We start from the raw sequence: 13,859 nt of genomic DNA on the forward strand, positions 1-13,859 counted from the left end.
TGTTTTTCGTTATAGTTAGATCAAATCTTATTGGTAATACATAAAAAGGCGGGGGAAAGCTTGGAGAACAGGCAAGTTGATTTTTTATTCTGGAGGATTGTACATTACTTTATCATAGAGAAGGAATATCGTCTCATTCAAATGAGTGAAGACCAACAAGAGATTTGGCTGGAAAATCAATCAAATCGAAATGCTCAAATGGTTCGTATACTGAGATATGATTTGGATTGGGGAAACTGGATGAAACGGGATATTCAGCAAATCGGTGTACAGGCTGAAAACATACGCAGACACTTTGGCAAGCGTGATTTCCAGATGCTGAATCTTTATGTAAGCATGTACCCTCCAGTGGACGATTTTGAAGATACACTAAAGCAGCCTTTAGAATTAGATAAGGGCAGGACGAGGGTTCACTCCATCTTATTTGCAAGTGACCGGCTGTCCGAAAGTACAAAACGCTTGTCCATATTAATGAAGGACCAGCTGGCCTTTTCTTTGAAGGAGAATTATGAGGACATCGATATTCAAATGATTAAGCGGACTGCTTTATCCCACGCGGCGAATCAGGTGCAGGAAGAGCGGCAGCTGTTTGAGTTTGGAAAACCGCTGTTTACCTACATTTTCTTGTTTATCCAGGTGGTTGTTTATTTTAGTATGACAGTTGCAGGCGGAGACACGACGCAAAATTTGATCCGCTTTGGTGCTAAAGTGAATCCTCTGATAATAGACGGTCAGTGGTGGCGCTTTTTTACTCCGATTTTTTTACATGTAAGTATTATACATCTTCTAATGAACTCTCTTGCTTTGTATTATCTGGGGCCAACAATTGAAAAAATCTTCGGCAGAAGCCGCTTTTTGTGGATTTACCTGTTTGCCGGCTTCACGGGATCTCTTGCAAGCTTTTTATTCAGCAACAGTATTTCGGCTGGTGCCAGCGGGGCTATCTTTGGATGCTTTGGGGCCTTGCTTTACCTTGGAGCCGTCTATCCTAAGCTTTTCTTTAGAACAATGGGAAGAGATGTAATTGTTGTAATCATAATCAATTTAGTATTTGGTTTTACTGCAGGCGGTATCGATAACTTTGGCCATATTGGCGGACTGGCTGGCGGGTTTCTTGCTGCAGCGATTGTTCACTTCCCTAAAAAAAGGAAGTTGTCTACGCAGCTTGCTGCTCTGGTTATCACGGGGGTTATCACGCTTTGGATGCTTTTTATCGGTTATCATGGGGCAGCCAATACATTATAATTGCATCTTAGCAAAAGTGTACTGACCGCCACGATAGGATGGCCTGCAGCCTTTCTCAGCAAGATTCGTTTTATAATAACCAAACAGTCTTAAGGGATCCTTTGCTTTAAGAGAAAGTCTCCATACTGCTCAGTTGGGATCAGAACCAGCAGCTCCCGCAGGGTGGGATTGATTAAGACAAGAGGAACGGCGCTGTTAATGGGACTTATGACAGTGCCATCTTCTTTTTTTATACCGGTAATATATTGTTTATAGAGTCCTTCCCAAAGCCTGCCGATAATCTGGTCGGATTGAGTGCGTGTAAACCCGGGTAATGGCTCACTATTGTATTGGTACAAATCTGTTAAGGGAATGGACGTATAGGAGTCTGCCTTTAGGCTCCATTGCTCCATTCCTTTTTTCCATAATAAATGTAAATATCGCTGGGATTTTTGATTTAATTCCCTTTCCCATTGAACTTGTACAGAGTCCTGCGCTTGTCGAAAAGAATAAAGGCTGTTATTTGCCGTTTGAATGACATATAAGGAGTCATGGGACATTTGCTGGACACTGGTTATTTTTTGTTTTTCGTGTATTTCTCCATAATGAAATGCAATGGCCTGAAACAAATGAGAAGATTTATCGGTAAACGTTCTGGTCTCGTTTATCGTATCAGCAGTTTGTTTCCATTCTGCAGGTCCTATGATTGATTTTAATTTACCATCTTCAAAAAGCAGTCCAGCATCCTGGCGAAGATAGGCTTTGCGATCGAGTAAGGAGGTTACTGACCAATTTATGTTGTAAAAAGGAGAGTTATTTAAGGGTTCTGCAGAAAGTTGCGTTTTTGCGTTTAAAAAATGGGCTTTTGGATGCAGTGGAAAATAAATAATGGTTTCCTTATCGGGTCTCACAAGGTAGCATCCAATACAAAAAGAAATCATAATCGTTATTAGATAAAGAAAATAAAGATTCCGGTTTCTGTTCATAAGCCACACCCTTACAAAGGTTTTGTCCCAATTTAGAGGTTTCTACTATATATATGCAAATTATCTTTAAAAACATGACTAGCTAATGCAAGATTCCATTTTTATAGGCTATGCCAAGGAATAATGTTGATTTTAAACCGATGTTTATTGAAGCTGATAAAAGAGACTCCTGCGTACAAAAGCGTATTAGGGAGACTTCGCTGGAGTAAGCGACGTGGAGGTTTACCTATCGCCCGCGGAAAGGGAGTGCCTGAAGTGGAAATCAACCAGACAGAAAAATGATGTTGTATCCAAGGTCATCTGCCACGAAGTCAGACAACATACGGAATGATGTCTTGTACGTAAAGCAACAATTTATGCGAAAACAGCCTTTTATAAAGAGGTAAGAAATCAGGCGGGGTTCTTGTTAGGGTGCTAAATTTGGTTTATACTTACTAGGTTAATTGTTTTGAAAGATGGTGCTAAATGAGAACGTTATACGATGTCCAGCAGTTGTTAAAAAGGTTCGGAATCATCATCTATCTGGGTGATCGTATAGCCGATTTAGAACTAATGGAATGGGAATTAAAAGAAATGTACCAATCAAATATGATAGACATTATGGACTATCAGAAAGCACGTTTAATTATAAGAAACGAGATACAAAAAGAAAAAGATAAAAGAAATTGAGGGTGAAGATTTTGGAGAAGAACATCTTAATTGGGGTAGATTTAGGTGGCACAACCACAAAAATGGCACTTATCCATGATGGGGGTGAAATTTTTCATAAATGGGAGATTCCTACTGATGTTTCTGATAACGGAAATAATATCCTTGAGGATATTGCTAAATCCATTGATGAAAAATTAAACTATTTTAAGACATCTAAAGAAAGTGTTGCTGGAATTGGGATGGGAGCACCTGGACCAGTAAATCTTGAAACAGGAGTCATTTATGAAGCAGTAAATCTTGGCTGGAAAGATAATTTTCCTCTTGCTGAAAAGCTTGGCAGCTTAACGGGTTTGCCTGTAGCTGTAGATAATGATGCAAATTGTGCAGCAATAGGGGAAATGTGGAAAGGGGCAGGCCTTGGATCTAAAAATCTCGTTTGCGTGACTTTAGGAACCGGTGTTGGCGGCGGTGTTATCGTTAACGGAGATATTGTTCATGGAATTAGAGGTGCAGCAGGGGAAATCGGTCATATTACTGTAAAGCCGGAAAATGGATACCTTTGTAATTGCGGGAATACTGGATGTCTTGAAACTATTGCATCTGCAACAGGCATCGTACGTGCTGCCTACGATAAAATGAAGGAAACGAAGGCTGAAAGTGTACTAAACAAACTAATCGATGAAAAAGGCGGAATGACATCAAAGCTTATTTTTGATTCTGCACGAGATGGAGATGCATTAGCTAAAGAAATTATTGATGAAATTACTTCTTATTTAGGTCTTGCGCTTGCAAACGTCGGCAATGTATTAAATCCGGAATATATCGTGATCGGCGGAGGAGTATCAGCAGCAGGAGAAACGTTATTAAGGCCGCTTCAATACCATTTTGAGAAGTTTGCTTTTACAACGGTTGCAAAGTCCACAAAGCTGGTTTTGGCTACACTTGGCAATGATGCAGGTGTAATTGGTGCAGCATGGCTTGTGAAAAATAAACTATAGGCATGTAATGTATGAGGGCAATCTGGCGATAAAATTGAGGAAATGTATCTCCAACAAAAAAAGAGCTGCATACCAGCTCTTTTTCCCGTATTAAATGGTAGTTGCCGGATATCCGGAATAAATTACGGTCATGACAGTGAACCAGCCGAAAATTCCCAAAGTGATGAGTCCGAAAGCTGCTCCAAGGAGATTTTTCTTTCTAATAGAACTGACTGTACCAAAAATCGCCAATAGCGTCACTAAAGCAAAAATAATGACTGTCCCCAACGTAACATCCCCTTTGTAAAAATATTAGCAGTTGAAGATAATGTCTTTATGTAATGAGCTATGCACTACTAATTATTTTACAATTCCGAATCCTTTTTGTCGAGTCTAATTTTCATGAAACCTGCTGCGATAAAGCGGTGTTGAGAACATTAAAAAAGGATTGGATTTAAAAGTCGGATTTATTTTTCGAGATTGTTTTTTCTGGCGTTTTATTTAAAATGATTGTTTTATTCCTTTATCAGGAAAACAGCAATCACTTTAAAAATATCCTCTTAGCTTGGATGAATGAGATCATACAACACATTATATGACTGTGCCAAATCAGGGTACAATAGTTTAAAAAAGGAGACCCATTATGCATTGGAGACAGATACCATTAGGAATACTGCAAACAAATTGTTATCTTTTGTATAACGAAAAAAAGGATTGTGTTATTTTTGATCCTGGTGCAGAAGGAAAAAAGCTTCTTTCTTTTTTAAAAAAGGAAAGGTTTAATCCTCTTGCCATCCTCTTAACCCATGCTCATTTTGATCATATAGGAGCTGTAGATGAGATACGGGATGAATATCAAATCCCTGTATATGTACATAAAAAGGAAGCAGGGTGGCTTGGGAATTCTGCGGTTAATGGTTCTGCCCATTTTGTTCCGAATCACCCTGTGACGGCTAAACCAGCTGATAAGTTCATTTCGGAAGAAGGAGTTTTTGAGGTCGGTCCATTTTCACTTGAGGTTTTTGAAACTCCAGGACATTCACCAGGAAGTGTTTCCTACTATTCTAAAGAATTAGAGGTAGTTTTTGCGGGAGATACTCTGTTCAAAGAGGGGATCGGCAGGACAGACCTTGTGGATGGCAATGCGGAGCAGCTGCTCAGAAGCATTCATGACAAACTGCTGTCTCTTCCTGAAGAAACCTATGTTTTACCGGGGCACGGCCCTGTTACGACAGTCCAGGATGAAATGGACGGCAATCCGTTTTTAAATGGGTATTAAACAAAGGAAAAAAGCTCTCACTTTATGAGAGCTTTTTTAATGGATAGGTATTTATTAAAGTAACTAACACTTTCAGTCTCTGTATAGCCCCAGCGTCTACGCTTCTCTCAGTCTATTCCCCTATACTCGGCACAAGTAAAAACGTTGTGTAATATGTAAACCCAGCGAAGAAAATCGTTAAATATGCACCGAAGATGTACAAATACATACGTTCTGACAGTTTTAGATAGCTCAGTAATACAAAAAAGCCTGTTTGGCCAAGAAATATCAAGGCCGTTTCTTTCATGCCCCCAATGTAAAACATGACAGTAAAAATACCGGTCCAAAACCCCAGTACTCTGTACATGCGATCCATAAACAATCCCTCCTTATTATCCCAAATGTCCATCAATATCTAATTATAAGGTAAAGAGAGGCAGGATGTAAATATATCCAAGGGATTACTTTTTAATATTTCTGAATAATCAATCGTATAGTGGTGCTTTTATTTTTGTAAAACCTTTCGCAAGTCGTTAAGTCCAGCTGAAAATGACCTGCTGTCAACAGAACCATATGAGCTTTGCTAAAGTTAATATTTTGACCAATGGAAAATGGAAAAAAGTTTAATCTCTAGGTTTTGTTAAAGTATTCTGTTGTTTTTCAGCTCATTTTCCTTTCTTTACTGTACGCTTTCAGCTGAGCTGAAAGCGTGCGAAACGATAGTTTTACACTAATGAGCTAAAAAAAGCAGTTTTCTAAATAGAATTTTAACAGAGCCAACCTCTAAAATAACAAAAAAAAGATTGACCGAGTCAATCTTTTAAAATACTGGGCTAGCTGGATTCGAACCAACGAATGACGGAGTCAAAGTCCGTTGCCTTACCGCTTGGCTATAGCCCATTGTAAAACTTAGTATGAACAGTAAAAAAATTTTTATACATTTTTGTAAACTGGAAGGAATTTGAAAGGGAGTGTCGAAATTTAAGAATGAACAATTATGAAAGGTGGTGCTATATGTCAAATGTCCATAGAAAAAGTTGCTGATCTCATACTCAGCCAGGCTCTGAAGCATAGTGCAACGGATATTCACATTATTCCAAGAAGCAGTGATTACCTCGTACAATTTCGTTTATATGGACGGCTTTCTCCCCATCGTAATATTCCGGTCCCAATAGGTGAAAGACTGATAGCGCATTTTAAGTTTGTAGCACTGATGGATATCAGCGAAAAAAGAAGGCCTCAAAGCGGCGCATTTCAGCTGGAACTTCATGAGCAGCTTATTGCATTGCGAATTTCAACTCTTCCTACATCCACATCGAAAGAAAGCCTTGTCATTCGAATTCTTCCTCAAAAAAACACACTTACTGTCCAGCAAATCTCTTTATTTCCAACCATCTCAAAAAAGCTGATTTCTCTTTTAAAGCATTCCCATGGAATGATTATTTTTACAGGTCCTACTGGCAGCGGTAAAACTACCACTATGTATACGCTTGTTGAGCACTGTGCTAAAGAATTAAAGAGAAATGTAATTACTTTGGAGGACCCCGTTGAAAAACAAAGCGAGCAGTTTTTGCAGGTTCAAGTAAATGAAAAGGCGGGCATTACGTACAGTTCGGGATTGAAAGCCATCTTACGTCATGATCCCGACATCATACTGGTAGGGGAAATCAGAGATTCAGAAACTGCCAAAATTGCCGTCAGGGCAGCACTTACGGGTCACTTAGTATTGACAACGCTTCATGCCAGAGATGCAAGGGGAGCTGTATATCGTTTATTGGAATTTGGAGTAAAATGGTATGAGATTGAGCAAACGGTTATTGCAGCGAGTGCACAGAGGCTTGTTACAATGCTTTGTCCTTATTGCGGCGAGCACTGCTCTGCCTTCTGCCCAAATAAAAGAAGGATGAAAAGGACAGCGGTTTATGAACTGCTCCATGGAAAGGCGCTGCAAAATGTCATTAAAGAAGCGAATGGTGAAAGCAGTCAATATTATTATCCAACTCTAAAGGAATACTTACGAAAGGGGATAGCACTTGGCTATATTTCTAAAAACGAATTTGATCGCTGGATTCACGAAATGGAAAAAACGGAAACCCCTCAATGAACAGGGAAATTTTTTAACAAGGCTGGGAGAAATGCTTGAAAATGGCTTTTCCATATCAGAAGCGATTGACTTTTATAGCAGGTTGGATGGCCGCAGCCGCCTTGTTACAGAAAATATTGTGGCAGAGCTCCATAATGGAGTGCCAATCCACGAAATATTATTTCGGGAGCATTTTGATCAGAATGCATGCATTCAAATTTTCTTTGCAGATAAGCACGGTTATATGTCAGAAGCTCTCATTGGTGCAGGGGACTATTTAAGAAAAAAGGCCCGGGATCGCAAAACCGTTGTGAAGCTGCTGCAATATCCTCTTATTTTAATCATTATTTTATTTTTTGTCATGATTTTACTGAAAAATTTGCTTCTGCCTCAATTTAATAATCTTTATCAATCCATGGGCTACAATTCTTCCCGCAATATCCACTTCTTAATTGACTTTCTAAAGAACACTCCAATCTATGTACTGCTTTTCACTCTCTTTTTGCTGGTTTGCCTTCTTATTAGCCACCTGTATTTCCGCAAAAAAAGTCCGATTGAAAAAGCTGAGTGGCTTTCAAGAATTCCAATATTTCAATTTTATTACAAGCTGTATATTAGTCAGTTTCTCGCACGGGAGTGGAGTTTCCTCTTAAGAAGCGGATTTTCCATTAACGAAGTGCTCCGCCATATGAAGAATCAAAGCTTCCGCCCTTTATTAAGGGATACGGCAGAAACAGTAATGAATCGTTTGCAGCTCGGGGAACCATTCTCCGTCATTCTCTCTGATGTTCGCTTTATCGAAAAGGAATTTACCATGGTTGTCAAGCACGGAGAAAAAAATGGAAGAATGGATCATGAATTGCTTTATTACAGCCAGTTCAGCTTTGTAAGAATGGAAGAAAAGCTACAAAAAATTTTTCGAAGTCTGCAGCCTGCCATTTTCATTGTGATTGGATTAATGATTGTTGCTGTTTATATTTCGATTCTTTATCCCATGTTTCAAATGATTGATGCAGTCTAAAGGCAAGAAATGAATTTTGAAGGGGAACCATGTATAAATATACCTAAATCCAAATGGAGGAACCATTTTGAAAAATGAAAAAGGTTTTACGTTGATTGAAATGCTTGTTGTTTTAATGATTATTACGGTGTTGCTCTTTTTGGCAATACCCAATATATCAAAACACAGCCAAACTATTAATAAAAAAGGATGCGATGCATTCATTGAGATGGTGCAGGGACAAACCGACACATATGAAATGGATTACCATTCATGGCCGGCAAGTGCAAGTCAATTAAAAGATGAAGGCTATTTGACCAAGACCGTGTGCCCGAATGGGAACAGCGTAAAAATCGATTCAACGGGCCATGTAAGTGAGGATACCTCTAATTGATGACCATTTTAAGGTCCAGAAAAGGCTTTACTCTCATTGAAATGCTTGTCGTTCTCTCGGTAACTGTCATTCTCATTTCCTTGGGGGGACTAAGTTTTAAACCCTTATCGTTTATGATGGATAGAAAAATGTTTATTTCTCAGCTGGAGGCAGATCTATATTATGCCCAGTCGTATGCAATAAACAGGAGGATAGAGGTGTATGTTCAATTCTATGCCGAAGCAGGCAGGTATGTAGCCACGGATTCTAACCATGTCCGAATCATAGACCGTACTTTCTCACCAAGTACCAAAATCTTATCGGGGACCAATTTAACGGCTTTCTCCATTACACCTGACGGAAATATAAGCCGATTTGGGACCATGTATTTTAAAGCTGGAAATGAAAAGATAAAGCTTGTTGTGAACATAGGAAGGGGGAGGTTCAGTGTTTCATAATGAAAAAGGCTTTACGCTGGCAGAAAGCTTGCTGGCTTTTGGATTTCTTCTCATTGTGACTGTTACCCTATTTCCTATCCTGTTTAAAATGATGCTTCAGCTCGAGCAATCAAAAAAGCTGACAACGGCAGAGCGATTTTTATATCAAGCCATTGAAAGAGCGGTCATGTCTGATGATACGAAGGATCAAAGCATTAAAGAGGATAAAACTGAATATACCACTTATTTTATTCAGGACCAAAGAGGGGAAAGGGCATGTGTAAAGTATGAAGATTTTCAAGAATGTATGGAAACAGGTTTCTAATCAAGACGGCTTTACGTTAGTAGAAAGTATCCTTACAATGATGACTGCAGCCATGATATTAAGCTTTTACCCTCTTATTATCCAGGCATTTAAACAAATGGACCGTGCTTTTGCCCCTGAAGAAAATTATGAATGGAATCTTTTTGTGATTGAGATGAGGCAGGAAATAATGTATAGCACGGATTACATTGCGGGCAAATCCCAATTAAAGCTCACAGTAAAGGGTGCGGAGGTATCCTATGAACAATATGCCAATAGCATAAGACGGAGAGTGGAGAATACTGGGCATGAGGTTGTATTGCAAAAGGTAGATACTGTATCTTTCCTTCCGGATTCAGCTGGTTTTAATGTTTTGGTGACGTTTCAGGATGGGCGCGAACGGGAAGCACATATAGCGATTTGTGCTTTTGAACCAAGCAGCAGCCCAATCGGGAAAACAATAGAAAAGGCAGGGAGCAGCATTGAAAAGTGAGAGAGGTTTTATCTTTCCTTTAACACTTATCTTCGTTAGTCTTTCGATTGCCATTGTCCTTTCTGCAGTGCAGATTTATATGGCTGAGAAACGTTTTTCTTATGAGACATTGAGTTATTATCATCAAAACAGCATGGCTCTGTTAACAATCAAGAAGCAAATGGAGGAGGTAGAGAGCAGCAGGATTCCCCCAGGCGGAAGAGTGTCATTTGGACGTGATTCAGTATTTTACTCTACTCAGCAGGAGGGAGGGGATGTATACAAATTTTCTTTAGATATTCATTATGGCCAAAACAATGAAATTTTCACGGATGTACTTTATAATAGAAAACAAAAACGACTTTATAATTGGGTGGTTAAATGAAAGGAGAGGGGATATTTATGGCCCCTATCTATTTAATAGGTTTTATGGGAGCAGGAAAAACAACTGTCGGAAAGGCTCTTTCTCAATCTCTTGGGTACCCTGCAGCTGATTTGGATGAGTTGATTGAAAAAGATGAAAACCAAAAGATATCAGCAATGTTTTCGCTTTTTGGAGAAGAATATTTTCGGAACAAGGAAACAGAAAAACTGATAGAGACGCGAGAATTTAATGGCATTCTTGCCACCGGCGGCGGTATCATTCTGAAAGAAGAGAACAGAAAATGGCTTAAAGAAAATGGTTTGACCGTTTTTTTGAAGTGTCCTCCTGAAGTGGCCATTGATAGAATCATGGGCGATCCTGACAGACCGAATGCCGTAAATCGATCCTTTACGGAGCTTAAGGAGCTTTATCTAGCGAGAGAGCCTTTTTATGAAAATTGTGCACATATCATTATTGATACTTCTTTGGACAGCGTAGAAGATACGGTCGGAAAAATTATGGATCGTTTAAATAAATAAAGTATAGGGCATACTTCCGGTTAAAGGTGGTGTCCTCAAAGTGTCGACAAATGACTATATTAAATATATTACACAAACATTCGTGCAGCATTATAGCGTCCCAAAATCTGAACGAAAACAAAAAAGAATTCAGAAAAAAGAGGAGAAGCCTCCATTTCTGCTCAATTGGTTTGGGCTATTGCCTTACGCTTTTCTAATGTTACTGAAACGAAAGTAGAACCAGCCGGGTACGGCTGGTTCATTTATTTAAGGGGTATCTCATGAACGCAAGCAAAAACTGCCTTGTTTTAATTCTGCTGCGGAATATGGCTGTCTATAAGATAAAATAAACCGCCATTAATAATTTCAATGTGAATTTTAGGCTCATATTGCTCTCTTAAAGCCTGCTTTTCTATTTCGAAGGCTTCCGGCTTTTCATCCATATCCTCGTAAAAATGGTTCAATAATGCCAAATCTTCTTCCCATCTTTGAATGGCGGATTCTGCCCATGAGGCATCTTCATTGGTGATTTCTGTTTGTAAAAATTTTTCTATTCGCATCACACCGCTCTTAGGCATAATAATCGGACTCAAGGTAAAATAAAGATCCGGAATTTTGGGAGATAGTGTTTTCCCTTCAAGGTGTGTTTGGAATTCTTCGACTAAAACACCATTAATCAAATTTAAACCAAAAGAACGGAAAACATCCCGTTTACGGTCACATTGATAGGATACTTTCAAGTTCAATCCAAGCCAGGGAAATAAAGATTTCTGCCTTTCTTTTTGAAGAACGTCTTCCTCGTATAAACGAATATAATGGGCAAATTTTTTGGTTGACTGAAAAATTTGATGAAGACGCGGAGCACCAAAATGAAGTGCCTCCCCCTTTATTGTCTCATCGGCTTTGTTACTGTCCGTTATGAGGGTCAGCTTCATAGGGTTGGGCATTCCTCCTGTCTTTTCAAGATAATGCCAGTAAAAAGGACGGTTCATTAATTCCTTATCTAAATCAATCGTTAATTGAACGGTTAAGTAACCCGCCTTATTCTCGAGAAATTCACATTGATTGGCATGAAAATATTTTTCAAGATATTGATGAATTTCCTCCTGCTGCACGGTAATCTTCCTCCATTCCTTGTTCCAGACTTTCTGCGAATTGAATCATTTCTGTTAAGTTGTCCATTTTAATTTTCATTTCACCCTCTGTTTTCGAGTGCTTGAAAATGTCCAATAAATGGTCTTCTAATTTTCCAAAATCTAATTTTGTTAAAATATCATCCAATTCTCCGATAACACGTTCAAATAAGTGGATCTTTTCATACAACAGCTTAAGGATATGATCCTCCACTGTATGTTTCGTTGCAAAATTATAGATGTGTACATCCTCCGTTTGCCCGAGGCGGTGAACCCTTCCGATTCTTTGCTCTAGTCGCATTGGATTCCAAGGAAGATCAAAATTAATCATATGGTGGCAGAATTGGAGGTTAATTCCTTCTCCTCCAGCCTCAGTTGCAATGAGAACTTGTACATGCTTTTGAAATAGCTCTCTCATCCAGTCTTTTTTCCCTCTTTTAAAGCCTCCGCGAAATGGAACCGAGTTGATGCCATTTTGTCTTAAAAACCATTGCAGGTATAGCTGAGTAGCTCTGTATTCTGTGAAAATAATGACTTTATCATTTATGTTTTTTATTAATTCAAGTGTTTTTTCTGCCTTTGAGTTTTTGGTGATATCTTCAATTTTTTTTATTAAAAAGGCAATTTTCTCTTCATAAGCAGGAGAGGGTGCTTCCTGTTTCTTTAACATATTTTTTAAAGTATAGTAGACAGCTTCTCTGCTTGAGCAGGCTTCTCTTTGGAGGGTCATTAATGAAAAACCTGCATTTGCTGCTGGGCTTTCCGAATCACGGAGGATTTGCAGGGCATCATAAAGCGCCCTTTCCTCTTTAGAAAAGTCAATCAGCACCGTCTGTACATGGCGTTTTGTCCATTCTATCCCGGTATCAGCCCTGCGATTTCGAATCATGACTTTATTTACCAAGTGACGTAAATGTTCATCCTCATTAATCGAACGGTCTCCTTTTTTGTATTTATCCATAAAAAAGGATTCATTTCCAAGGTGGCCGGGTTTTAATAAGGAAACAAGATGGAAAATCTCATCGATACGGTTTTGAATTGGAGTAGCGGTTAACAATAAACAAAATTTCTTTTTAAGATTTTGAACGAATTCGTAGTTTTTAGTTTTATGGTTTTTTAGCTTATGGGCTTCATCAATAATTACAAGATCGTAATTTTGTTCATAAATGATTTCTCGGTGAGGGCTTCTCTTGGCAGTGTCAATAGAGGACACCACACAATCGCACTGTTCCCAGACATAGCTTTTTTTCTGGGCTATTGCGGGAATATAAAATTTTGTATTTAATTCAAATGCCCATTGGGAAACAAGAGAAGCGGGAACTAAAATTAATACTTTTTTAACGAGTCCGCGAATCATATATTCCTTTAAAATTAAGCCAGCTTCAATCGTTTTACCGAGGCCCACCTCATCTGCAAGAATGGCTTTCCCATTCATATTTTCGACTACCTGTTTGGCGACCTCCAGCTGATGGGGAAGGGGTTTGAGGCCGGATAAATGCTTTGGAGCCTGCAATCCCTCGAATTCTGGAATAATATGGTGCTTTTCCATTTCAATGGCCAGTTTATAAAGCTCCCAATTGCCCCATGGACCATCGTTTTGAAAGCGCTGTAATAACTCTTCTCCCCAGGATTGGTCAAAATTAATGCTAATATCCATGCTGAGACTCTCCTTTTTTAAAAATAAACGAATGTTTATGGTTTTTTGATGAAAAACATTCGGTTTTTCGGCGAAAATTAGGTAGAAATTTTATGAAAAGTTTAAAAAAAGATTGCTAAAAATAGATGTTTAATGATAGGATGAAAATAGTTTTAAAGCTTATAAATAAAGGACATATCAAAAGACTTTCTTGCTAGTGTTTTTTATCAGTATGCCCATTATTAAATTAAATATAGGCGAATGATGACATGGGGAGAGACTGCGTATGCAGCGCCGAAGGAGCAAGCAACATGGTTGTGAATCTCTCAGGCAAAAAGACACATGTCGGACGCAGCTCTGGAGAGAGCTTTCTTATGAAAGAAAGCCACCCACGAGGAAAACCTTTTGGTAAACTTTCAGGTGCCAGGACAGAGAACAGAAAA

Annotated in this window: 18 protein-coding genes, 1 tRNA gene and 2 riboswitches; of the genes, 13 read left to right on the forward strand and 6 right to left on the reverse strand. The window is 38.9% G+C overall.

The window, feature by feature from the left end; translation table 11 throughout:
* Positions 1-60 precede the first annotated feature (60 nt).
* The gene (locus A5N88_RS01525; protein WP_066262179.1) at positions 61-1,245 is read left to right on the forward strand and encodes a rhomboid family intramembrane serine protease; all 1,185 of its coding nucleotides are present in this window, start codon (positions 61-63) and stop codon (positions 1,243-1,245) included.
* Positions 1,246-1,334: 89 nt separating this feature from the next.
* On the opposite strand, the gene A5N88_RS01530 is transcribed toward A5N88_RS01525, so the two are convergent.
* Complete coding sequence (locus tag A5N88_RS01530; RefSeq protein ID WP_066262184.1) at positions 1,335-2,210, reverse strand: hypothetical protein; 876 nt, start codon at positions 2,208-2,210, stop codon at positions 1,335-1,337.
* Positions 2,211-2,675: 465 nt separating this feature from the next.
* On the opposite strand from A5N88_RS01530, the gene A5N88_RS01535 reads away from it, so the two are divergent.
* Entirely contained in the window at positions 2,676-2,879 is a 204-nt protein-coding gene (locus A5N88_RS01535; protein ID WP_066262186.1) for a YqgQ family protein, read from the forward strand.
* An 11-nt stretch (positions 2,880-2,890) separates the two neighbouring features.
* Positions 2,891-3,859, forward strand: a complete 969-nt coding sequence (locus A5N88_RS01540) for an ROK family glucokinase (RefSeq protein ID WP_066262189.1) — start codon at positions 2,891-2,893, stop codon at positions 3,857-3,859.
* A 90-nt stretch (positions 3,860-3,949) separates the two neighbouring features.
* On the opposite strand, the gene A5N88_RS01545 is transcribed toward A5N88_RS01540, so the two are convergent.
* Complete coding sequence (locus A5N88_RS01545; protein WP_066262192.1) at positions 3,950-4,126, reverse strand: DUF2759 domain-containing protein; 177 nt, start codon at positions 4,124-4,126, stop codon at positions 3,950-3,952.
* Between the two features lie 355 nt (positions 4,127-4,481).
* On the opposite strand from A5N88_RS01545, the gene A5N88_RS01550 reads away from it, so the two are divergent.
* Entirely contained in the window at positions 4,482-5,117 is a 636-nt protein-coding gene (locus tag A5N88_RS01550) for an MBL fold metallo-hydrolase (RefSeq protein ID WP_066262194.1), read from the forward strand.
* 112 nt (positions 5,118-5,229) lie between these two features.
* Here the strand turns inward: A5N88_RS01550 and A5N88_RS01555 are convergent, their stop codons facing one another.
* On the reverse strand, positions 5,230-5,472 hold the full coding sequence (locus tag A5N88_RS01555) for a DUF2626 domain-containing protein (protein WP_066262197.1): 243 nt from the start codon (positions 5,470-5,472) through the stop codon (positions 5,230-5,232).
* Between the two features lie 452 nt (positions 5,473-5,924).
* Positions 5,925-5,996 (reverse strand) — tRNA-Gln (locus tag A5N88_RS01560).
* A 121-nt stretch (positions 5,997-6,117) separates the two neighbouring features.
* Here A5N88_RS01560 and comGA point away from each other — a divergent pair.
* The 9 genes from comGA (at position 6,118) to A5N88_RS01605 (ending at position 10,885) form a co-directional block, all read left to right on the forward strand.
* Entirely contained in the window at positions 6,118-7,200 is a 1,083-nt protein-coding gene (comGA, locus tag A5N88_RS01565) for a competence type IV pilus ATPase ComGA (protein ID WP_066262200.1), read from the forward strand.
* On the forward strand, positions 7,130-8,200 hold the full coding sequence (gene comGB, locus A5N88_RS01570; protein WP_232317501.1) for a competence type IV pilus assembly protein ComGB: 1,071 nt from the start codon (positions 7,130-7,132) through the stop codon (positions 8,198-8,200). Before comGA ends, comGB begins: the two co-directional genes overlap by 71 nt.
* A 67-nt stretch (positions 8,201-8,267) precedes the next feature.
* Positions 8,268-8,573 (forward strand): competence type IV pilus major pilin ComGC, encoded by a 306-nt coding sequence (gene comGC / locus A5N88_RS01575; RefSeq protein WP_157090568.1) that lies wholly within the window; start codon positions 8,268-8,270, stop codon positions 8,571-8,573.
* The gene (gene comGD, locus A5N88_RS01580; RefSeq protein WP_066262203.1) at positions 8,573-9,010 is read left to right on the forward strand and encodes a competence type IV pilus minor pilin ComGD; all 438 of its coding nucleotides are present in this window, start codon (positions 8,573-8,575) and stop codon (positions 9,008-9,010) included. Before comGC ends, comGD begins: the two co-directional genes overlap by 1 nt.
* Entirely contained in the window at positions 9,000-9,314 is a 315-nt protein-coding gene (locus tag A5N88_RS01585) for a type II secretion system protein (protein ID WP_066262205.1), read from the forward strand. The genes comGD and A5N88_RS01585 overlap by 11 nt, the downstream gene beginning before the upstream one ends.
* Complete coding sequence (gene comGF, locus A5N88_RS01590; protein ID WP_066262210.1) at positions 9,277-9,786, forward strand: competence type IV pilus minor pilin ComGF; 510 nt, start codon at positions 9,277-9,279, stop codon at positions 9,784-9,786. The genes A5N88_RS01585 and comGF overlap by 38 nt, the downstream gene beginning before the upstream one ends.
* Complete coding sequence (gene comGG, locus A5N88_RS01595; RefSeq protein WP_066262212.1) at positions 9,776-10,150, forward strand: competence type IV pilus minor pilin ComGG; 375 nt, start codon at positions 9,776-9,778, stop codon at positions 10,148-10,150. The genes comGF and comGG overlap by 11 nt, the downstream gene beginning before the upstream one ends.
* A 17-nt stretch (positions 10,151-10,167) precedes the next feature.
* A complete protein-coding gene (locus A5N88_RS01600) occupies positions 10,168-10,668 on the forward strand; it encodes a shikimate kinase (RefSeq protein ID WP_066270132.1) in 501 nt (166 codons plus the stop codon).
* A gap of 40 nt (positions 10,669-10,708) precedes the next feature.
* Positions 10,709-10,885 (forward strand): YqzE family protein, encoded by a 177-nt coding sequence (locus tag A5N88_RS01605; RefSeq protein WP_066262214.1) that lies wholly within the window; start codon positions 10,709-10,711, stop codon positions 10,883-10,885.
* A gap of 70 nt (positions 10,886-10,955) precedes the next feature.
* Here the strand turns inward: A5N88_RS01605 and A5N88_RS01610 are convergent, their stop codons facing one another.
* The gene (locus A5N88_RS01610; protein WP_066262216.1) at positions 10,956-11,762 is read right to left on the reverse strand and encodes a YqhG family protein; all 807 of its coding nucleotides are present in this window, start codon (positions 11,760-11,762) and stop codon (positions 10,956-10,958) included.
* Positions 11,731-13,437 (reverse strand): DEAD/DEAH box helicase, encoded by a 1,707-nt coding sequence (locus tag A5N88_RS01615; protein ID WP_066262219.1) that lies wholly within the window; start codon positions 13,435-13,437, stop codon positions 11,731-11,733. The genes A5N88_RS01610 and A5N88_RS01615 overlap by 32 nt, the downstream gene beginning before the upstream one ends.
* 240 nt (positions 13,438-13,677) lie before the next feature.
* A riboswitch (glycine riboswitch) is annotated at positions 13,678-13,768 on the forward strand.
* Positions 13,769-13,771: 3 nt separating this feature from the next.
* A riboswitch (glycine riboswitch) is annotated at positions 13,772-13,850 on the forward strand.
* Positions 13,851-13,859: the final 9 nt, after the last annotated feature.

The sequence above is a fragment of the Heyndrickxia acidicola genome (genome assembly GCF_001636425.1).
GTDB classification, from domain to species: domain Bacteria; phylum Bacillota; class Bacilli; order Bacillales; family Bacillaceae_C; genus Bacillus_AE; species Bacillus_AE acidicola.